Raw genomic sequence first — 18,128 nt, forward strand, 5'->3', positions numbered from 1 at the left:
GATTCATTCCCTTGCATAACGAAGGATTCCCCATGCAGATGGTTACTCGCCTGTTCGTTCTGGCTGCCGCAGTCATGCTGGCTGCCTGTGCCACTACCACCGAAACTCACTCCACCTGGCAAACCAAGACCGGCGAGCCACGCCCGGCGTTTGATCACCTGTTTATTGTGGTACTGGCGGAAACGGCGGTGACGTCCGCTGTCGTTGAGCAGCAAGTTGCCAAAAGCCTCAAAAAACGTTCGATAGATTCGACCCTGTCTACCGCCAGTCTCGCAGGCGAGCGGCAACACGCAGATGACTTCCGTGAACAGATCGAAGCCGCGGTCAAGGAAAGCGGAGCAGATGGTGTCATGGTCGTGAGCCTGCTAAAGGTGGAAGAGCGCGATGAGTACATTCCGCCTACCGTGGATTACATGCCCATGACCTCTGCACCGATGTATCTGGGCTATGGTCCTTATGTGGGTTATAGCTACAGCGCGATCTACCAGCCAGGCTACTACCAGAACGCCACCGACTATTATCTGCAAACTCAGGTTTACAGTGCAGCCACGGAGAAACCGGTGTGGCAGGCCCAGTCCCGCAGCATGAACCCCTATAACCTGAAGAGTGGTGCTGAGGGTTACGCCAAAAGCGTGGTGGGCCAGCTGGACAAGGATGGTGCCCTGAAACGCTGACTTCCCGCCGGGGCTGGCTGCCTTGCCAGCCCGGCTTTCCTGTTCTTTCCCACGGCGGATGCGCCTCTTTCCTGAACTCTGTTCATCCTCAGGTCTGTCCCTTACGCACAACTTTCCCCCTGGTCCTATGGTCATGTTCGGACAACGGGGTACTATGGTGGCATAACCGTCATATTTGCATGGGGTCAGGATGACCTGCTTGGGGCGAGGGAGCGTGCATGCATTCCAATATGAAAACCCTGCTGGAACAGATGCGTATTACCGAAATGGAAATCGGGGCGCGAAAGCGGCTGCTGGAGTTTGATGACCAGGATGTCGCCGCGCTGCTGCGCTGTCGGGATCACATCGAACGTCGTCTGGATGACATCGTAGAAACCTTTTACGGCATTCAGACCAGTAATCCGGATATTGCTTCACTGATCGGGGATTCCGACACGCTTGAGCGCCTGGAGACCGCCCAGCGCCGTTATATCATGGATCTGTTTTCCGGCGCCTATGACCTTGAATACACGAATAACCGTCTGCGAATCGGGCTGGTCCACAAGCGTATTGGGGTAGAGCCCAAATTCTATCTGTCGGCGGTGTATCTGCTGCACCGGTTGCTGGTGCAAAACCTTAACGACACCATGGAGTCCGGTTTGGAGCTGCAGCGAGCACTGCTGGCACTGGACAAGCTGATCTACTTTGACGTCACCCTGGTGTTTGAAACCTATATCCTCAGTCTGGTCTCTGAAATCGAGGCAGTGAAAAACCGCACGGAAGAATATGCCAGGGCCCTGGAGGAAACGGTTGCCATGCGCAATGGCCAGTTGCGCACGGATGCACTGACCGGGCTGACAACACGCCGTTATCTTAATGAAGCCCTGCAGCGGACCGTCAAGGCGGCGCAGCGGCGCAGTGAGCCGGTTTCGTTGATATTTGTGGATGTTGATGACTTCAAGGGGCTTAACGATCGCCGCGGCCACGCTTATGGGGACCGCGTGCTGACGGAGCTGGGCAAGGTCTTGCTGGAAACGGCGCGGGGCGAGGACACTTGTGTTCGTTATGGTGGTGATGAGTTCTGTGTGCTGCTGGCCAACAGCACCGAGGAGCAGGCGGAGGCCGCCTATTGCCAGCGGATTCGGCGGTTGCTGGCGGAGCGGTTGCCGGAAGTGAGTATCAGCATGGGAGTGGTGCAGACCGGGCCCGATCATTTCGAAGATGCCGATGCCCTGCTCAAGTCTGCCGACCGGCGTATGTACCTGAACAAATCTGCCGGCAAGGATGTAGCCGCCGGCTAGCGGTGGTTACGCCACAGCACCCAGCCCATACACATCCCCCTGGCGGCCATGAAGGCGTTCATGGTGAGCCACAGGCCATGGTTTTCCCAGGGCTGGGTCAGCGCCCAGATGGCGAAAAAGAGGGCCACCGAGACCAGCATGGTATTGCGCATGGCGGCGCCCCAGGTAGCACCGACGAAGATGCCGTCCAGCCAGAAGCCTGCGCTGGCGGTCAGTGGTAACAGCAACACCCACGGCAGATATGCCGTGGCCGTATCACGGATCGCGGGCAGGTCGGTCAGCAACCCAATCAGAGGGGCGCCGCCCAACGCAAAGCCCGCCAAGCCCAGGGCCGCGCAGCCGATGGTCCAGCGTCCGGTGGCGCTCACGGCCTCACGAAATCCGGCGTGATCTCCTTTGCCCTGTGCTTCCCCCACCAGCGCCTCGGCGGCATTGGCGAAGCCGTCCAGCAGGTTGCTGAGGATCAGCAGAAAGGTGATCAGGACGGCGTTGGCGGCCAGTACCGTATCCCCCAATCGGGCGCCTTGCGCGGTAAAGAAAAAGAAGGCGGTCAGCAGCGCCAGGCTGCGAATGAAGATATCGCGGTTCACACTCATCAACGCCAGCAGCGCACTGAGCCGCCATACCGGTTCGGGCTGCGATGGCGAACGCAATGCATGACGCAGCCAGAACAGCCCGCCAATCAGGCCCACGTACTCGGCGATGGCACTGGCTGTGGCAACCCCGCGCACATCCCAGTGCCACACCTGTACCAGCAGCACATCCAGCAGGGCATTGGTGCTGTGCATCAGCACGGTCATTTTCAGTGGTACCCGCGTGTTATGGGTGCCGATGGCAAAGCCGATCAGGGCGAAATTGGCCAGTGCGGCAGGCGCACCCAGAATACGGATATCGATGTAATCGCGCGCCAGGCCTTGCACCTCGTCACTGCCGCCCAACAGCCACAGGCCGGCCTCGCGTAGCAGGGGGCTCAGCGCAATCAGGGCGAGCCCCAGTGCGCAGGACAGTACTAGCCCGCGTAACAGCACCACGCGGGTGTCCCGGCCCCCGCCACGGGCCTGGGACGCAAAACCGGTGGTTCCCATGCGCAGGAAATTGAACGAGAAGTACAGGAACATGAAGAAATTGCCGCCCAGCGCCACCGCGGCCAGATAGCGAGGGTGTGCCAGATGGCCGACCACCGCCGTGTCGACCAGCCCGAGCAGCGGCGCGGTCAGGTTCGACAGCAGCAATGGCCAGGCCAGCATCCAGATGCGTTGGTTAAGCGACAGACTCATTCATGCTCCGGCAAAATGCCCCGCCGCAGGAGCGTCGGTTATTCGCTGCGCTTGGTGGCGGCGCGATCGCCTGCGTTGTTAAAGGCAGATTTACCACAGAGGACATAGCGTTCACTGAGTCAAAACAATGGCTTTCCTCAGTGGTCTCCGTGATCTCTGCGGTGGAAACGTTTTTGATCCTGGTCTGGAATCGCGCCGCCAGTGACGCTCCTACGAGGTTTTGCGCAACAGCGTCAGCATAAACAAGCCGCTGGCGGCGACCACGATCGACGGCCCCACGGGCGTATTGGCAAACCAGCTCACCGTCAGCCCGGCGAGCACAGACAGGGTGCCGAGGACGCTGGCGACGATCGCCATCTGGGCAGGGGTGTGCGTCAAACGCCGGGCGCTGGCAGCGGGGATGACCAGCAGCGAAGTAATCAACAGCACCCCGACGGTACGAATGGCGCCGGCAATCAGTAGCGCCAGCAGCAGCATCAGCAACAGGCGGGTGCGTTGCACCGCCACCCCTTCGACCTGTGCCAGCTCTTCGTTGACAGTGATGCTCAACAGGGCACGCCATTGCCACACCATCATGGCAAGAATCACCAATGCACCAGCCCACAGCCCGACCACCTCTTGCCAGCCCACGGCCAGCAGATCACCGAACAGGTAGGCGAACAGGTCTACCTGGATACCGGTTTGCAGGCTGATGGCAATCACCCCCAGTGCCAGGGTGGTATGGGCCACAATCCCGAGCAGGGTATCGCTGGCCAGTTGGCGCTGGTGTTGCAGCGCAGTCAGTGCGGCGGCAAGGCCAAGGCACATGGCCACTACCCCCACATACAGGCTGATATCCAGTGCCAGTCCGAGGGCGGCGCCCAGCAAGGCTCCGTGGGCCAGGGTGTCACCGAAAAAGGCCATGCGACGCCACACCACAAATGCGCCCATGGGGCCCGAGACCAGCGCCACGGCCAGCCCTGCCAGCAAAGGAGGGAGCAGCAGTTCAATCATGGTTGCAGGGGCCTTCATGGTCGTGGTGATGGTGGTGGGCATTGCCATCCAGATCATGATCGTGGTCATGATCGTGGGTGTAGAGCGCCAGGTTCGGCGTGCCGGCAGTGGGGCCAAATAGTTCGTGGTAGGCCGGGTCCCGGCTAACGGTTTCCGGGCTGCCGGAACAGCACACATGGCGTTGCAGGCAGATCACCTCGTCGGTGGCGGCCATCACCAGGTGCAGATCGTGGGAAATCAGCAGGATGGCGCAGCCCAGTTCGTCTCGGACATCCTTGAGCAATCCATAGAGGGCATTCTGGCCGGCCACATCCACGCCCTGAGCCGGTTCGTCCAGGACCAGCAGGTCGGGTTTGCGCAGCAGGGCCCGGGCCAGTAATACCCGCTGCATTTCGCCGCCGGACAGCTTTTGCACCGCACGACGCCGCAAATGCGCGACCCCGGCCCGTTCCAGGGCGGCACGGCGGGCGGCGGTGGGGCCGCTGGCGCCCAGCCACAGGAAGCGGTCCACGGTGAGTGGCAGGCTGTCGTCGATATTGAGGTGCTGGGGCATGTAGCCGACCCGTAGGCCGCGCCGGCGCACCACCGTACCCTGATCCGGGGTCACCAAACCCAGTACCAGCCGTGCCAGAGTGCTCTTGCCTGCCCCATTGGGACCAATCAGTGTGGTGATACGGCCGGGCGCAAGATCCAGGCTCACCTCCGACAGCACCGAGGTGCCACCCAGGGTGACCGAGACCGACTCAACCTTGACCAGTGGTTCCGACATGAGAAACCCGCCCGAAGAACAAAGGCGCAATGATATACTGCTGCCCTTTCGCCTGCACGAAGCGGGCGGTAAACAACGGTGTTGGCGGCACTCAGGCAGGGAGCTGACAACAAAGGTCTGAGAGTGAATGACGCTATGCGCTGTTTGGGGTTGATTGTTCTGCTGCTGTTTGCCGGTCCGGCCTGGAGCCAGACCATCGTGGCCAGTGTGGAGCCGCTGGCCAAGCTGCTGCGCAGCCTGTATGGCCCGGAGGTGGAGGTAGTCACGCTGTTGCAGGCCAACCAGAACCCGCATCAGGTGGCGCTGTCGCCGCGTCAGGTGATGCAAGTGCGCGACGCGGATTTGCTGGTGTGGCTGGGCGCTGGAGTGGAGGCGCCGCTGGCGCCACTGGTGGCGCGACGTAACCGGCCGTCAGTGGCGCTACTGGAGCAGCCAACAGTGGAGCGTCGCGAGGGAGAGCATGCCCATCACGAGCACGGTCATGAGCATGATCACCCTGACCATAGCGATGCGCATCACAATGCCAGCCTGGATCCTCATCTGTGGTTGTCGATCAAGAACATGCAGTTGCTGGCGCAGGCGGTGGCCAACGCCATGCCCGGGGGGTTACTGCAGGGGCAGCCAGAGGTGTGGCTGCAACAGGCTGATGCCACCCGTGTAACACTCCGCCAGCAACTGGCGCCTCATGGGAACACCGACTGGTTGAGCTATCACCATCCGTGGGGGTATTTCAGTGAGACAATGGGGCTGGCTGAGCCGGTGCAGGTGAGTGTGCAATTGGATGCCGGCCCTGGAAGCCGCCGCTTTGTGGCGCTGGCCGAAGAGATTCGTGCCCGTGAACTGCATTGCATGATTGTAGAGCCGGAGGCGCGAGTCAACATGCTGGAAAGGCTCTGCCCGGAGTGCCAGGCCGTGGCGCTGGATCCTCTGGGGCGCGATCAGCCGTCGTTACACTATCTCCCCTGGCTCAACACCCTGGGGGAGGGTTTTGCGCGTTGCCTGCAAGCGCGAGGCTGAAGGGGAGGCTCAGCATCGCGTCGCCGCTAACCGGACTATAAATCCCGAATCGGGATCAGTGTGGGTGGCGGTGGAGGCGGCGTCTCACTGGGTGGAGGCGCCACAGGGCGGACCGTTTCTGCCTGACGCTGGCGCATTTCCTGCTGCTCATTTTCCAGAAAGCGAGCCTCGTTACTCATGGCGTTAAGTCCCTGGCTCTCGTCGCTGGTATCCAGCTCGACCGGAGATTGCAGGTAGAGCGACTCCAGCTCATCGCCATTGAGCGGAGTGGCGGGGCCGGACTCACGGGTTTGCGGGGCCTGCTCATCAGGCGGCGCCGTATCCGGCAATTGTTCTGCGGCCAGGCTCAGGCCCGGTGCCAGCAGTAAGCTTGTTATCAGTTTTTTCATGTCTCGAATCATAGCTGCCGCCCTCCAAAAGGGGAATGTTTTCCCTGAGAGGGATGTCAAGGTGGGTCATTTCACCGATAACAGGAACCATAGCCATTGAGGCGGATTCGGAAACCGGTATGCTGGTTCGCTTTCTATGAGGGATACACATGGTTCAACCGTTGGCAATGGCATGCTGGGATCTATCCTGGCTGTTGCACCGCGACTTGCGCGACGGTGCCTTTGCCTCGTTGGAGCGTGTGCTCGACGACACCCAATTGCGTGGGTTCAATGCCCTGCGTGTGGATCCTTGCCCTCACCTGATTGCTTCGCCGGAAAATGGTATCCATCTGGATCGCTGTGAGTTAATCCCCAGTCACGGCCAACCGGTAGAAGTCAAAATCCGACATGCCTTGCAGCAGTTGATGCAATCCACCCATGAACGGGGCATGAAGCTGTGGTTCAGCAGTCACTTCATCAATGACAGCCGTGCCCGCCGCTCCTTTGTTCGGCGCCCGGCTGATTATGTGGCCGTGTGGAGCGATACGCTCTCGCTGATTCAGGAATGGGGTTACCTGGATGACGTCGCGGGGGTGGATTTTTGCTATCAGTTTCCGTCGCTGCCGGCGGCCCATGGAGTGACCCGGAGGGTCTTCGGTCGTTCGCCGGAGCGTGGCTTGCCGTCTCGCTGGTCGCCCACCGCCGCCGAACGGCTGGAGGCCTATCTGCTGGAGGTGCCACGGGCGTTGCATGCGCTGTTCCCCTCGGTACCGGTAGGGCTCAGCACTACCTCCGCGCTCAGTGAACAGCTGCGCCAGCTGGACACCAGTGAGCTGGATTTTCTCGATTTCAGCCTGTGGCTCGATGAGGATCCCCGGTATCGGCTTGCCACTGGCGAGGCCATGCCCATGTCCGGCTTGCTTGGCCGCCTGGCAAGTCCGGTCAAACAGGTATTGCTGGATGCGGCGGGCACCCACTGGCAGCGGCGCCTGGAAGAGCAGTTGCAGCGCCGTATGGCGTTTACCCGCTTGCGGCGGCTGAGCCCGGTTTTGGGCAATGGCTTTGTGCGCCAGCCGAGAGGGCTGCGCAGTATGCCGACAGGCTGGGCGGATCTGCATGAAATGATGGTCGTGAATGCCCTGACTCAGGGCGTCGACGCCATGACCCCAACCTCGCTGGCCTCTCCGCATTATGACTGGTTGTGGCAGGAGCAGGACTACCTGGCCCACCTGAACCACATGATCCTGGCGGGAGCGCGCTGACAGGACCCGGCAGTAGAGCCTGCGGCAGGGATGGATTGTTGCAGTTATGCACACTGCCAGTGTGGCGCCTTCGAAGAAGGCGGATTCATTCGAGATCTTGCGTCCGCCAGGCAAAAATCCGGGCAAATTCTGCGGGATCCTTACTGCCCTGCCCTTCGCTTTGTTGTGCCACCGGTCCGGCCAGTCGAGACAACCAGAAACGCAGTGCGGCTACAGGTAGCGCCAGTGCCAGGCGAGCGTTATCGATCACTCCCCCCTGTTGTTGGTACGCCTTCAGTAACGCCTCTTCCCGCAGAGGTACCGGCTTGCCTTCCTCATTCACACACCAGTCGTTAAGGGTCACGGCGAGGTCGTATTCCGGGTGATCCAGGCAGGCGTTGTAGAAATCCAGCAGCGCACTGATGCGGCCGTCTTGCCAGAGCAGGTTGTCACGGAAAAGGTCGCCATGGATCAAGGTATTGCCGGTAGCGGTTGACTGCCAGGCGTCCAGCAGGGCGCGGGCGATGGGCTGTTGGGCGGCGGGTAGCTTGTCCAGCTGGGCCTGTAGTGACGCCAGCCGCTGGCGTTCAGCCGGGAGCGGCATCAGGGCGCGGGTGTCGCACTGATGGAGTCGTGCCAGCAGGGCACCAACCTGGCCGCAGCGCAGCTCATCCACGGAAAAATCATGGTCGCCCGGCAGGCGTGGCATCAGAACTGCAGGTTTGTTCGCGACCGTAATTTGCCAGCGGTTATGGGCATCCCGCAATGGGCCGGGTACGGGTAGCTGTGGGTCAGTGGCGAGTTCCGCCAACAAATGCAGGTAGGGTTGCACTGCATTGCGGTCCAGGTTTTCGAACACGGTAAGCACCAGGCCTGCTGATCGCCCCTGTGAATCTGTGGCATCAATCAGGAAGGTGCTGTTTTCAATGCCGTGGCTGGCGCCACGGAAATTCACCAGCGAATAACCAAATGCTGCCAGCACTCGGGCCATCTCTGTTGGGGGAAGTGGTGTGTAGACAGACATGAGGAGCTTCCTGGTGCGGCGGCTGAGGGGCTTCCCGGCCGATGGACAAAGACTCAGCCTGCTGGCGGTGGTATAACAGGCAGCCGAGACTCAAAGAATAACAAAAAAGGATGACTTTCCATGCGTTACTGGATGCTTTTCGGTTTGCTCATCAGCCCCGCCCTATGGGCGGCCGAAGCGGCTGAGCGTGACTCTGCCTCCCGGGTTGCCCACTTTCAGGATGCCCGCTATGGGTACGCTGCTGCAAACCTGATGCACTTCAATCTGGATTACGACCGTTACGAAACGACGCCCTCCGGCCTTGCCCTGCGTCTGGGGGGTATGGTGGATGAGAACTGGGGGGTTGAGTTGCGTTTGGGGGCTGGCCCTTCCCCGGATACCCGGCGCTCGGAAACCAGTCGCAGCAAGGTTGACTACAGCGTGGATCACGTCGCCGCGCTGCTGGCGACCGGCAAGTGGTCGTTCGCTGCCCCGGTCGCCAAACAGCATCTGGACAGTGTCTTTCTGCAAGGGTTTGCGGGCATTGCTGATGTGAAGGTCAAGACCGAAGCGCATCGTTGCAATGCGGCGGGTTGTCGTCGCGATGTGGATCGCAATGATGACACCAGTCTGGCTTTCGGTGCTGCCATTGGGGTGCGCACGGCCTGGAATATCGGTCTTAGCCTGCAGTACATGCAATACGTAGACAAGGAATACATCACCGTGACCGGGATCGAGGGCGGCCTGGAGTGGTATTTCTGATACACTCGCGCACATTCTGTTTCCGGCACGCAGCACGCTCGCCGGCAAACGCGATTGCAGATCCCATAGTCAAGGAGTCCCGATGAGCTCAGTCGCTCTGGAACGTGTTGCGCTGAAATCCCTGATGATGTTGCCGCGACCGGTGCTGTCCCGACTTGCCGCGGGAATGGAAACCCGGGCCAGGGATCATCTCGATCCGCACGTCCGTTTTCTGCTTGCGTTGAGTGCTGCCAAGCCGGCACTAAACAGTGTCCCGGTGGCGCAAGCGCGCCAGCTCTATCGTGACATGATTGCCCTGCTGGACGTGCCTGAGCGTCCCATGCCGGTAGTGGTGGATCACCAGGTGCCGGTGGCAACAGACACCGCGGTTCTGGTGCGACGTTATCGCCCCGAGAATGCTCCGCGGCTGGCTCCGGCAATCCTGTTTTTTCATGGCGGGGGATTTACCGTAGGCGGTGTCGATGAGTATGACCGTGTTTGTCGCTACATTGCCGAACGCACCAATGCCGTCGTATTGAGTGTGGACTACCCCCTTGCCCCTGAGCATCCCTCGCCGGCCGGTGCCGATCAGAGCCTGGCGGTGTGGCGATGGCTGCTGGACAACACCGCGGCGTTGGGGCTGGATTCCACGCGCCTTGCGGTCATGGGTGACAGTGCTGGCGGAAACCTGGCTGCCGTGGTCTGTCAGCAGGCGGCCCTGGCCGGGGTGCCGGTGCCGGCCTTGCAAGTGCTGGTGTATCCCACTACCGATGGGGCTCTGGCGCATCGCTCGATTCAGAATCTGGGGCAGGGTTTTGGTCTGGACCTGCCGTTGCTCACCTGGTTCCGCAGCCATTTTATTCAGGATGACGCACTGGTTGAGGATTATCGCGTATCCCCCCTGCGTAACCCTGATCTGGTCGGTCAGCCACCAGCGGTGCTGGTGACCGCCACCGACCCGCTGCGCGATGAAGGGTTGGCCTACGGGGAAAAACTGCGTGAGGCCGGGGTGTCCGTCAGCAGTCTGGATTTCCCCAGGCTGGTCCATGGTTTTTTCACCATGGGTGGCGTGATTCCCGCGGCAAAAGTGGCCCTGGATGCGATCTGCGACGCGACGGCAAATCACTTCTAGCTACGAGCTGCGAGTTGCGAAAACCAGACATCGCAAGCCTGAAGATTTTGCCTTTTTCTACTCGTAATTCGAGACTCGGCTTTTCCTCAAAGCTCGCAGCTGCTGTTAAAATTCCCCCACAAACTGATTATAAAACTGCCGTGCAGTGCGCCCTGAGCGCACACCCTTTTCAATGGAAAAGCGCCGCGCACGAATGTGGAGTTGTTCGCGGTCTGCAACCTCACCAAACAGGTGATCCACAATCTCGAAAAATTGTGGCTCGCTGATCGGGTAAAAACTCAGCCCCAGCCCAAAACGATCCGCCAGGGAAATCTTTTCTTCCACGGCATCACCGTGGTGTATTTCCCGCCCAACCACCTGTGATTGCGCATTGTCTTTCATGTATTCCGGCAACAGATGTCGGCGGTTGCTGGTGGCGTAAATGCGCACATTTTCCGGCGGCAGTTCCAGTGACCCTTCCAGTACGCTTTTCAAATGTTTGTATTGGTTCTCGCCGTCTTCGAACGACAGATCGTCGCAATAAATGATGAACCGTTGGCGGCGCTCGCGAATGTCATCGACGATTTCCGGCAAGTCGTGCAGGTCATCCTTGTCCACCTCGATCACGCGCAGACCACGAGGGGCATACGCATTGAGCAGGGCCTTGACGATGGACGACTTGCCGGTGCCGCGGCTGCCCCACAGCAACACATGATTGCAGGGTTGGCCGGCCAGAAAACGCTCGGTGTTCTGGATAATCTTTCGCTTTTGTTCGTCGATGCCGAGCAGATCATCCAGTCGTACCGGGTCGGGATGTTGCACCGGGCGCAGTGACGCGGTGCGCCCGCGCCAGATGGCCGCAGGCAGGGTGCGCCAGTCGAGAGGGGAGGAGGCGTTCATGAAAACTCCACAACGGACAGAAAGGGAAAAATAGTCGAGAAATCCGGTTCATGATACATGCGTCTGCCGTCAGCTTTGACTATGCTTGGGGCAGAACGCTCATGAATTCAGGAGATGCTTTGATGAAAGCTGCTGCACTGGCCTTGCCTGCCCTTGTGTTGTTGATGGCGGGTTGTACCCACAAATACGATACGGATTACCCCATGGGGCTGCCCTCCGATACGGAAAGCTGCCCGGAAGATCCGCCGCAGCAGTGCACCCAGGATTACCGTCCGGCCTACGGCTATGACGAGAACGGCGGCATTCTCGGGGAGTTTGGCAACGCCTGCATGGCCTGTGGTCAGGATGCGGTGAAATACACTTCGCCGAAGCTCAATCCGGAGGTGCCGCGCCCGGCACCACAGCAAAATCCGCCCGCCAGCGGCCAGTAAGCGGGGCCGCGATTGAGTCGAGCCCTGACCCGGTTGCTGGACTTTGAAGACCAGTACCGGCGTGACCAGAAACAAGGTCAGGCCTTCCTGCACCGGCGTGACCGACGTTTTGCCCAGCAGCAACAGGAGCAACGCCAGCCGCTGACGGTGCCCGCGTGGCTACAGGCGCTCCATGCGCTCAATGACCAGCGTCGTGAGCCCGGCCCGGATGTCCGCCTGCGCCGTTGGCGGCAAGCCCGTTGGGTGTTTGCCGGCCTTGGCACGGTGTTGGGGGCCGCCTTCATGCTGGGATTGCTGGTGTATGACGGTGGCCGTCAGATCAATCTGACCCTGCTGATGGCGCTGGTCGCCCTGCAATGCCTGCTGGCGGTGCTGACCAGTGTGCAGGCCTGGCTGGGCTGGCAACCCTGGCGCGGCCTGTTTGGTGCCCAGGCGGATGACGACCCGCTGGCCTCGCTGCGCCCTGCCCTGTCTGCCCGTATCGCCCATACCGGTGGGCTGCTGTTTGCTATCAGTGGTTTGCTGGCCTTGCTGGTCATGGTGGTGGTACAGGATCTGGCCTTTGGCTGGAGTACTACCTTGCAGACCTCTGCCGAGGGCTATCACGCTCTGGTTAGTCTGTTGGCCCAACCCTGGCAGACGCTATGGCCAGAGGCTGTGCCGAGCCAGGCGCTGGTTTCCGCCTCCCAGTTTTACCGTCTCAACAGCGAGGGGGCTGTCAGTGATCCCGCCTTGTTGGGCACCTGGTGGCCCTTTGTGTTGATGCTGTGGCTCAGCTACGTGCTGTTGCCTCGACTGGTGTTATTGGTGCTGGCGGGTCTGCAGGTGCGTTGGCAGGCCCGACGGGCACTGGCCCGGCACCCGGGCTATGCCCCCCTGCTGTACCGGTTCGAGACTCCGTGGGTGGAAACCCGCGGTGAAGAAGAGGCGCCGAGGGCCCCGGCAGAGGCCACCGTGGCCCTGTCGCCCTTGCCTGCCAGTAGCACCCTGATTCACTGGGCCGGTGCCGGCATGCGCTCAGGTGCAGTGGTAGGTGCCCTGAGTCGTGGGCCGGGCCCCCGGCAATTACGGGCCGGAGGCAACAGCACGCTCGAGCAGGATGCAGAGGCCCTGCGTGAGGCGGGCCAACGCCCGGAGCCGGTGATTCTGGTGGCGCGGGGCTGGGAGCCGCCCACGGGTGAACTCAGTGATTTCATTATGGATGCCCGCGAGCAGTGGCCTGCAGGCACCCTGCTGGCATTGGTGCCGCTGGCTGATGAAGAGGGGGCGGCGTTGACCGACCGCGGCTTGCAGGCCCAATGGCAACGGTTTGTGGAACGCCAGCATGACCCCCATCTCCTGCTCTGTGCCCCTGAGGCCCAATCCGACAATACTCCGGTTGATGCTGACCATGGACGCTAACGACACCGGCAAGGCCGCTGACAGCCTGCCCCGCTTCGCGGTGGTGGGCCACCCCAACAAAGGCAAGTCCAGCGTGGTGGCGACCCTCGCCCAGAATGACTCCATTGCCATCGCCATGGAGCCCGGCACTACGCGCGACAGCCACTGCTATCCCATGAAGGTGGATGACGTCACCCTCTATGAATTGATCGACACCCCGGGGTTCCAGCGACCGCGCAAGCTGTTGGCCTGGCTGCAGGGGCACAGTCTGTCTGCGTCCGACCGCCCTGATACCGTGGCCGCGTTTGTGAACCAGCATAGCGATGATCCCCGTTATCACGACGAATGCGAGTTGCTGCGGCCCATTGTGGCGGGCGCCGGGATTATCTACGTGGTCGATGGGTCGGTGCCCTACAACCGCGAGCACGAAGCGGAAATGAATATCCTGCGCTGGACTGGGCGGCCCAGTCTGGCGCTGATCAACCAGATCGGCAGTGACGACTACAGTGCCGACTGGGAAGCGGCCCTGGGGCAGTACTTCCAGATTGTGCGGCGCTTTGATGCGGTGCGGGCGCCGTTCGAAAAACACCTTGATCTGCTGCGAAGTTTCGGGGAACTGGCGCCGAAATGGCGCGAAACCCTGGATGCGGCGCTGGAATACCTGCAGGCGTTGAAGTTCGGCCGGGACCACCAGGCCCTGGAGCAGATCGCCGATGCTCTCATCGACATGCTGGGCCATCAGGAAACGGCCCGGCTGGGGGAACATCAGGATGCCCGGCCCCTGTTGCCGCAGTTGCGCCAGCGCTGGCAGGCCTGGCAGCGGGAGCGGGAGCAGCGCCAGCGCCGCGCGGTAGAAGATATCTACCTGCACAGGCGGCTGCAGCGCGAAGAGTCGGATCTGACCCTGCCAGACGAAAGTGATCTGTTCAGCGAGCGAACCCGCCAGTTATGGGGGATCAGCAAGGGGCAACTGGCCGCTGCCGGTTTCGGGGCGGGGGCGGTGGGCGGTGCCGGGCTCGATGCGGTCACCTTCGGGCATTCCCTGGGAACCGGGGCCCTGGTGGGCGGGTTGCTGGGGGCAGCGGGCAGTTATTTCTACAGTGACAAGCTCAACAAGGTCAAAGTGGGCCCGCTCAGTGGGGGTTTCCGCGAAGCGGTCTACGGCCCGCTCAAGGATCCACAATTCGCCTATGTGGTGCTGGGACGCGCGTTGGTGCACTGGTATCAGGTCAGCCAGCGTAATCACGCCGGTCGAGATGTGTTGGTGGTCACCGACAGCGATGGCCATTGGCTGGACGTGTTATCCCGTGGGGACCGCAATGCCCTGCAGAAGAGCCTGCAAGCGCTGGCCCGCCGCCGCTTTGACCCAAGCAAGCGACAGCGCCTGATCGAGCAGCTGGAGCTGGCGCAACAGGCCTTTGCCCAGTGGCAACTGGAGCAATTTTGATGGCATGGAGTGGGGGCATACGGCGAATTTGTATCGTATGACCAAAATTTGCACGCCGCTGGGGCGATAAAAACGCCCTTCCGAAAGTCATTCATTGCGCCATAGGTGGGCGCAGGGGCAATCTGGCACGGACGTAAGAGGACGTGACATGCTGCCCGAAGAAATCAAACTCAGACTGGATTCCTTTTCCCGTCCTGCCTGGCGTCCCCAGGCGGGCCCGGCGGTACCAGGCGCCATGTCCAAGTTTGGAGGCCTGCCGCTGCTGAAGCCGGATGAAAGCTGGCCGTGCTGTGCCTGCTGCCACGAGCCCATGCAACTGATGGTGCAACTGGATTCCCGGGACTTGCCTGCTTTCTCGCCCTTCGGGGATGGCGTTCTGCAGGTATTTTATTGCACCAACGGAGAAGAGGATTGCGAGGTGCTTGGCCAGGCACATTTGCCTTTCTCGGATGCCTCATTGGTGCGTGTTATCCCACGAGACCAGGCCCAGGGCTTTGAGGCTCTGCCATTCAACCAGCCCAATGCGTTTCCCGAACAAGCCCTGACAGGCTGGATTGCACTGACCGATTATCCCGACAGTGAAGAAACCGAAGCGGTCAATGATCGTCATCCGAAGGGTACGCTGGCATTGTTGCATGCCCATCGACCCGCTCCACGGCCAGGGGACAAGCTGCTGGGCTGGCCTCACTGGGTGGAAGGGGTGGCGTACCCCAGTTGTCCTTGTTGCCAGCAACCGATGAACTTTGTGCTGCAACTGGACTCGTCGGATACCCTGCCCTTCTGCTTTGGCTATTATGGTTGCGCCCATGTATTTCAGTGCGACACCCACCGGGACATCATGACGCTTACCTGGCAGAACCGGGAGATGTAAGCCGGTTACTGCCCCCGCTCGCGCCGATATTGTTGTGGCGAGACCCCCATCTGTTTCTTGAATAACCGTGAAAAATAATAAGGGTCGTCATAGCCCAGCCGGGCGGCGACCTGCACTACACTCTCCTCGGTAATATCCAGCAAATAACAGGCATGGCTGACTTTGATGCGCTGAAAAGCCTGCATGGGGGTTTGTCCGGTCTGCCGTTTGTATTCACGAATAAAGTGATAACGGGACAGCGTGCTGGTGGCATCGACCAACTCGTCCAGCGACAGGCGCCGATCCAGCGCGGTTTGCAGGTAACTGTTGACCCGGGTCACGTCCAGCGTGGCATGGCGAGCCAGATGTTGATGGCGCATCAGGGCGGCAAAGGCCAGCAGGCTGCGTAGCAGGTTGGCGGCATACACCAGGTGTTCCGGTTGAACCCGGGTAGCCGCCACCAGCAGGGCCTGGAAGGTCTCCGCCAGTCGTGAATGAACGCCGATATGAACCTTGTAGTCACCGGCCTGACTGGCAATTTCGTCAAAAAAACGTGCCACATCATGGCCGCCCAGGTGCACCCAGTAGATGCTCCACGGTTGGGCCGGGTCGGCCTGGTATTGATGCGCGACCCCATTGGGCAACAACACCAGATCGCCTGCGTCGATGGATTGTTCGTGGCCATCCACCTGCAAGATTCCTTGCCCGGCAATGCAGTAGATCAACAGGTCATCCGCGGGCCTGCGCCGCTGCATGCGATGCCCCCGTGCACGTGGATAAAAGCCGACACCATGGGGCATGCAGCCTGCACACAGTGGGTGCCCGGCAATGCTGTCCAGTACCGCGGGCGGGATAACCGTCCGCTGACCGCGTTCTGACAGTGGCCAGCTGGAGGGCTCCGCGTGACCATGTGAAGAGGATGTTGAGAGGCTCATAAACCGCAATATAGTCCATTAGGCGGCAAAAAGGACTATCTGCCATCGGCTGGGGCTGTGCTACAACTGGCACCAGAACCGATACCCTCTGGAGAGTTGTTATGCCCCATCGCCTGCCCCTGTTGATCAACGGCGAGTTCGTTGCCAGTCAGACCCGTGAGTGGATCCCCGTGACCAACCCGGCTACCCAGGCAATTCTTTGTGAGGCCCCTGCCGCCACGGCAGACGAAATGGAGCAAGCCATCGCCGCTGCCAAGGCGGCGTTTGAAAGCTGGAAGGAAGTGCCGGTATCTGAGCGGGCACGGTTGATGCTGCGTTATCAGGCGTTGCTGAAAGAGCATCAGGAAGAAATTGCCGAGATCCTTAGTCAGGAAACCGGCAAGACCTTCGAGGATGCCAAGGGGGATGTCTGGCGCGGTATCGAAGTCGCCGAACAGGCCGCTAACATTGCCTCGTTGATGATGGGGGAAACGGTGGAAAACGTGGCGCGCAGCATCGACACCCATTCCTGGACCCAGCCGCTGGGCGTATGCGCAGGCATTACCCCCTTCAACTTTCCCGCCATGATCCCGCTGTGGATGTTCCCGCTGGCCATTGCTGCGGGGAATACCTTTGTCCTCAAGCCCTCCGAGCAGGACCCCATGACCCCCAACCGGTTGGTGGAACTGTTTCTTCAAGCGGGCGCGCCCCCGGGAGTGCTGCAGTTGGTACATGGTGGCAAGGAGCAGGTGGACACCCTGCTCACCCATCCTGATATCAAGGCCGTGTCCTTTGTTGGTTCGGTGCCGGTGGGGCAGCACGTTTACCGCACCGCCACGGATCACATGAAACGGGCCCAATGTTTCGCCGGTGCCAAGAACCACATGGTGATCATGCCCGATGCCAACAAGAACCAGGTGATCAACAGCCTGGTGGGGGCGTCCTGTGGGGCGGCGGGGCAGCGGTGCATGGCCATCAGCGTGGCCGTATTCGTCGGCGACTCAAAAGCCTGGGTGGATGAACTCAAGGACGAGTTTGCCAACATCCGCCCCGGTGCCTGGAACGATCCGCAAGCGGCCTACGGACCACAGATCAGCCCCCAGGCCAAACAACGGGTGCTGACACTGATCAAGCAGGGCAAGGAGGAGGGCGCAACCTGTCTACTGGATGGCTCCGATTGCACCGTGGAAGGCCTGCCCGATGGTAACTGGGTTGGCCCGACCCTGTTCACCGATGTGACACCGGACATGGCCATTTACCGGGAAGAAATTTTCGGCCCGGTGTTGTGCTGTGTCACCGTGGATTCCCTGGAAGAAGCATTGGCGTTGGTGAATAACAGCCCCTACGGCAATGGCACTTCCATCTTTACCGCCAGCGGTGCTGCCGCCCGTAAATACCAGCACGAAGTGGAAGTGGGGCAGGTGGGGATCAACGTACCGATCCCGGTGCCACTGCCGTTCTTCAGCTTCACTGGCTGGAAAGGATCGTTCTACGGCGACCAGCATGCGTACGGCAAACAGGCGGTGCGGTTCTATACGGAAACCAAGACCGTCACCAGCCGCTGGTTCGACGATGACATCCCGGCAAGCGGCCCGAATATGAGTATTCATTTGAAATGATCGTAGGGCGGAAATGGGCGAATGCCCATCTCCGCATTCTGCGTTCGATGGTGGAGATACATCACTGTAGGAGCGTCGCTGGCGGCGCGATAACCGAGGCAGAAATCGCGCCG

General features: G+C 60.8%; 18 protein-coding genes. 11 read left to right on the top strand and 7 right to left on the bottom strand.

Annotated features, from left to right (window positions below; genetic code table 11):
- Nucleotides 1-32: 32 nt before the first annotated feature.
- Together Q672_RS29130 and Q672_RS29135 are read left to right on the top strand one after the other, a co-directional pair.
- Nucleotides 33-674, top strand: a complete 642-nt coding sequence (locus Q672_RS29130; protein WP_022986046.1) for a hypothetical protein — start codon at nucleotides 33-35, stop codon at nucleotides 672-674.
- A 218-nt stretch (nucleotides 675-892) separates the two neighbouring features.
- Nucleotides 893-1,954 (top strand): GGDEF domain-containing protein, encoded by a 1,062-nt coding sequence (locus tag Q672_RS29135; RefSeq protein ID WP_022986047.1) that lies wholly within the window; start codon nucleotides 893-895, stop codon nucleotides 1,952-1,954.
- On the opposite strand, the gene Q672_RS29140 is transcribed toward Q672_RS29135, so the two are convergent.
- The 3 genes from Q672_RS29140 to znuC all read right to left on the bottom strand — a co-directional run bounded on the left by Q672_RS29140 (nucleotide 1,951) and on the right by znuC (nucleotide 4,993).
- On the bottom strand, nucleotides 1,951-3,231 hold the full coding sequence (locus Q672_RS29140; RefSeq protein WP_022986048.1) for an MATE family efflux transporter: 1,281 nt from the start codon (nucleotides 3,229-3,231) through the stop codon (nucleotides 1,951-1,953). The two genes, Q672_RS29135 and Q672_RS29140, sit on opposite strands and share 4 nt — an antisense overlap.
- Nucleotides 3,232-3,441: 210 nt before the next feature.
- Nucleotides 3,442-4,224 carry a zinc ABC transporter permease subunit ZnuB gene (znuB, locus tag Q672_RS29145; protein ID WP_031226729.1) on the bottom strand — a complete coding sequence of 261 codons (783 nt, stop codon included), beginning with the start codon at nucleotides 4,222-4,224 and terminating at the stop codon, nucleotides 3,442-3,444.
- Nucleotides 4,217-4,993, bottom strand: coding sequence for a zinc ABC transporter ATP-binding protein ZnuC (znuC, locus tag Q672_RS29150; RefSeq protein WP_022986050.1), 777 nt, complete (start codon nucleotides 4,991-4,993; stop codon nucleotides 4,217-4,219). The genes znuB and znuC overlap by 8 nt, the downstream gene beginning before the upstream one ends.
- Before the next feature lie 123 nt (nucleotides 4,994-5,116).
- On the opposite strand from znuC, the gene Q672_RS29155 reads away from it, so the two are divergent.
- Complete coding sequence (locus Q672_RS29155) at nucleotides 5,117-6,010, top strand: metal ABC transporter substrate-binding protein (protein WP_235047200.1); 894 nt, start codon at nucleotides 5,117-5,119, stop codon at nucleotides 6,008-6,010.
- A gap of 35 nt (nucleotides 6,011-6,045) precedes the next feature.
- Here Q672_RS29155 and Q672_RS29160 read toward each other — a convergent pair whose 3' ends face one another.
- Nucleotides 6,046-6,399, bottom strand: coding sequence for a hypothetical protein (locus Q672_RS29160; RefSeq protein ID WP_233552447.1), 354 nt, complete (start codon nucleotides 6,397-6,399; stop codon nucleotides 6,046-6,048).
- A gap of 149 nt (nucleotides 6,400-6,548) precedes the next feature.
- On the opposite strand from Q672_RS29160, the gene Q672_RS29165 reads away from it, so the two are divergent.
- The gene (locus Q672_RS29165; protein WP_022986053.1) at nucleotides 6,549-7,640 is read left to right on the top strand and encodes a cellulase-like family protein; all 1,092 of its coding nucleotides are present in this window, start codon (nucleotides 6,549-6,551) and stop codon (nucleotides 7,638-7,640) included.
- A gap of 85 nt (nucleotides 7,641-7,725) precedes the next feature.
- On the opposite strand, the gene Q672_RS29170 is transcribed toward Q672_RS29165, so the two are convergent.
- Nucleotides 7,726-8,643: a homoserine kinase gene (locus Q672_RS29170; protein WP_022986054.1), complete on the bottom strand. Its 918-nt coding sequence runs from the start codon at nucleotides 8,641-8,643 to the stop codon at nucleotides 7,726-7,728.
- 120 nt (nucleotides 8,644-8,763) lie between these two features.
- On the opposite strand from Q672_RS29170, the gene Q672_RS29175 reads away from it, so the two are divergent.
- On the top strand, nucleotides 8,764-9,384 hold the full coding sequence (locus tag Q672_RS29175) for an outer membrane beta-barrel protein (protein WP_022986055.1): 621 nt from the start codon (nucleotides 8,764-8,766) through the stop codon (nucleotides 9,382-9,384).
- A gap of 82 nt (nucleotides 9,385-9,466) precedes the next feature.
- Nucleotides 9,467-10,495: an alpha/beta hydrolase gene (locus Q672_RS29180; protein ID WP_022986056.1), complete on the top strand. Its 1,029-nt coding sequence runs from the start codon at nucleotides 9,467-9,469 to the stop codon at nucleotides 10,493-10,495.
- 105 nt (nucleotides 10,496-10,600) lie between these two features.
- Here the strand turns inward: Q672_RS29180 and Q672_RS29185 are convergent, their stop codons facing one another.
- Nucleotides 10,601-11,374 carry an ATP-binding protein gene (locus Q672_RS29185; RefSeq protein WP_022986057.1) on the bottom strand — a complete coding sequence of 258 codons (774 nt, stop codon included), beginning with the start codon at nucleotides 11,372-11,374 and terminating at the stop codon, nucleotides 10,601-10,603.
- A gap of 122 nt (nucleotides 11,375-11,496) precedes the next feature.
- Between Q672_RS29185 and Q672_RS29190 the strand changes: the two genes are divergently transcribed.
- The 4 genes from Q672_RS29190 (at nucleotide 11,497) to Q672_RS29205 (ending at nucleotide 15,503) form a co-directional block, all read left to right on the top strand.
- Nucleotides 11,497-11,805 (top strand): hypothetical protein, encoded by a 309-nt coding sequence (locus tag Q672_RS29190; protein ID WP_022986058.1) that lies wholly within the window; start codon nucleotides 11,497-11,499, stop codon nucleotides 11,803-11,805.
- Nucleotides 11,806-11,817: 12 nt separating this feature from the next.
- Nucleotides 11,818-13,206: a DUF2868 domain-containing protein gene (locus tag Q672_RS29195; protein WP_052017519.1), complete on the top strand. Its 1,389-nt coding sequence runs from the start codon at nucleotides 11,818-11,820 to the stop codon at nucleotides 13,204-13,206.
- Nucleotides 13,130-14,632 carry a GTPase/DUF3482 domain-containing protein gene (locus tag Q672_RS29200; protein ID WP_235047201.1) on the top strand — a complete coding sequence of 501 codons (1,503 nt, stop codon included), beginning with the start codon at nucleotides 13,130-13,132 and terminating at the stop codon, nucleotides 14,630-14,632. The genes Q672_RS29195 and Q672_RS29200 overlap by 77 nt, the downstream gene beginning before the upstream one ends.
- Nucleotides 14,633-14,780: 148 nt before the next feature.
- On the top strand, nucleotides 14,781-15,503 hold the full coding sequence (locus tag Q672_RS29205; RefSeq protein WP_022986061.1) for a DUF1963 domain-containing protein: 723 nt from the start codon (nucleotides 14,781-14,783) through the stop codon (nucleotides 15,501-15,503).
- A gap of 5 nt (nucleotides 15,504-15,508) precedes the next feature.
- On the opposite strand, the gene Q672_RS0117295 is transcribed toward Q672_RS29205, so the two are convergent.
- Nucleotides 15,509-16,417 carry a helix-turn-helix domain-containing protein gene (locus Q672_RS0117295; protein ID WP_031226733.1) on the bottom strand — a complete coding sequence of 303 codons (909 nt, stop codon included), beginning with the start codon at nucleotides 16,415-16,417 and terminating at the stop codon, nucleotides 15,509-15,511.
- 101 nt (nucleotides 16,418-16,518) lie between these two features.
- On the opposite strand from Q672_RS0117295, the gene Q672_RS29210 reads away from it, so the two are divergent.
- Nucleotides 16,519-18,015 carry a CoA-acylating methylmalonate-semialdehyde dehydrogenase gene (locus Q672_RS29210; protein ID WP_022986063.1) on the top strand — a complete coding sequence of 499 codons (1,497 nt, stop codon included), beginning with the start codon at nucleotides 16,519-16,521 and terminating at the stop codon, nucleotides 18,013-18,015.
- Nucleotides 18,016-18,128 lie beyond the last annotated feature (113 nt).

The organism is Alcanivorax sp. P2S70, assembly GCF_000475295.1.
GTDB classification, from domain to species: Bacteria; Pseudomonadota; Gammaproteobacteria; order Pseudomonadales; family Alcanivoracaceae; genus Alcanivorax; species Alcanivorax profundi.

Bases quoted from the DNA above. Each gene is read 5' to 3' on its own strand.
- Q672_RS29130 (WP_022986046.1), top strand. From the start codon at position 33: ATGCAGATGGTTACTCGCCTGTTCGTTCTGGCTGCCGCAGTCATGCTG.
- Q672_RS29135 (WP_022986047.1), top strand. From the start codon at position 893: ATGCATTCCAATATGAAAACCCTGCTGGAACAGATGCGTATTACCGAA.
- Q672_RS29140 (WP_022986048.1), bottom strand. From the start codon at position 3,231: ATGAGTCTGTCGCTTAACCAACGCATCTGGATGCTGGCCTGGCCATTG.
- znuB (WP_031226729.1), bottom strand. From the start codon at position 4,224: ATGATTGAACTGCTGCTCCCTCCTTTGCTGGCAGGGCTGGCCGTGGCG.
- znuC (WP_022986050.1), bottom strand. From the start codon at position 4,993: ATGTCGGAACCACTGGTCAAGGTTGAGTCGGTCTCGGTCACCCTGGGT.
- Q672_RS29160 (WP_233552447.1), bottom strand. From the start codon at position 6,399: ATGAAAAAACTGATAACAAGCTTACTGCTGGCACCGGGCCTGAGCCTG.
- Q672_RS29165 (WP_022986053.1), top strand. From the start codon at position 6,549: ATGGTTCAACCGTTGGCAATGGCATGCTGGGATCTATCCTGGCTGTTG.
- Q672_RS29170 (WP_022986054.1), bottom strand. From the start codon at position 8,643: ATGTCTGTCTACACACCACTTCCCCCAACAGAGATGGCCCGAGTGCTG.
- Q672_RS29175 (WP_022986055.1), top strand. From the start codon at position 8,764: ATGCGTTACTGGATGCTTTTCGGTTTGCTCATCAGCCCCGCCCTATGG.
- Q672_RS29180 (WP_022986056.1), top strand. From the start codon at position 9,467: ATGAGCTCAGTCGCTCTGGAACGTGTTGCGCTGAAATCCCTGATGATG.
- Q672_RS29185 (WP_022986057.1), bottom strand. From the start codon at position 11,374: ATGAACGCCTCCTCCCCTCTCGACTGGCGCACCCTGCCTGCGGCCATC.
- Q672_RS29190 (WP_022986058.1), top strand. From the start codon at position 11,497: ATGAAAGCTGCTGCACTGGCCTTGCCTGCCCTTGTGTTGTTGATGGCG.
- Q672_RS29200 (WP_235047201.1), top strand. From the start codon at position 13,130: ATGACCCCCATCTCCTGCTCTGTGCCCCTGAGGCCCAATCCGACAATA.
- Q672_RS29205 (WP_022986061.1), top strand. From the start codon at position 14,781: ATGCTGCCCGAAGAAATCAAACTCAGACTGGATTCCTTTTCCCGTCCT.
- Q672_RS0117295 (WP_031226733.1), bottom strand. From the start codon at position 16,417: ATGAGCCTCTCAACATCCTCTTCACATGGTCACGCGGAGCCCTCCAGC.
- Q672_RS29210 (WP_022986063.1), top strand. From the start codon at position 16,519: ATGCCCCATCGCCTGCCCCTGTTGATCAACGGCGAGTTCGTTGCCAGT.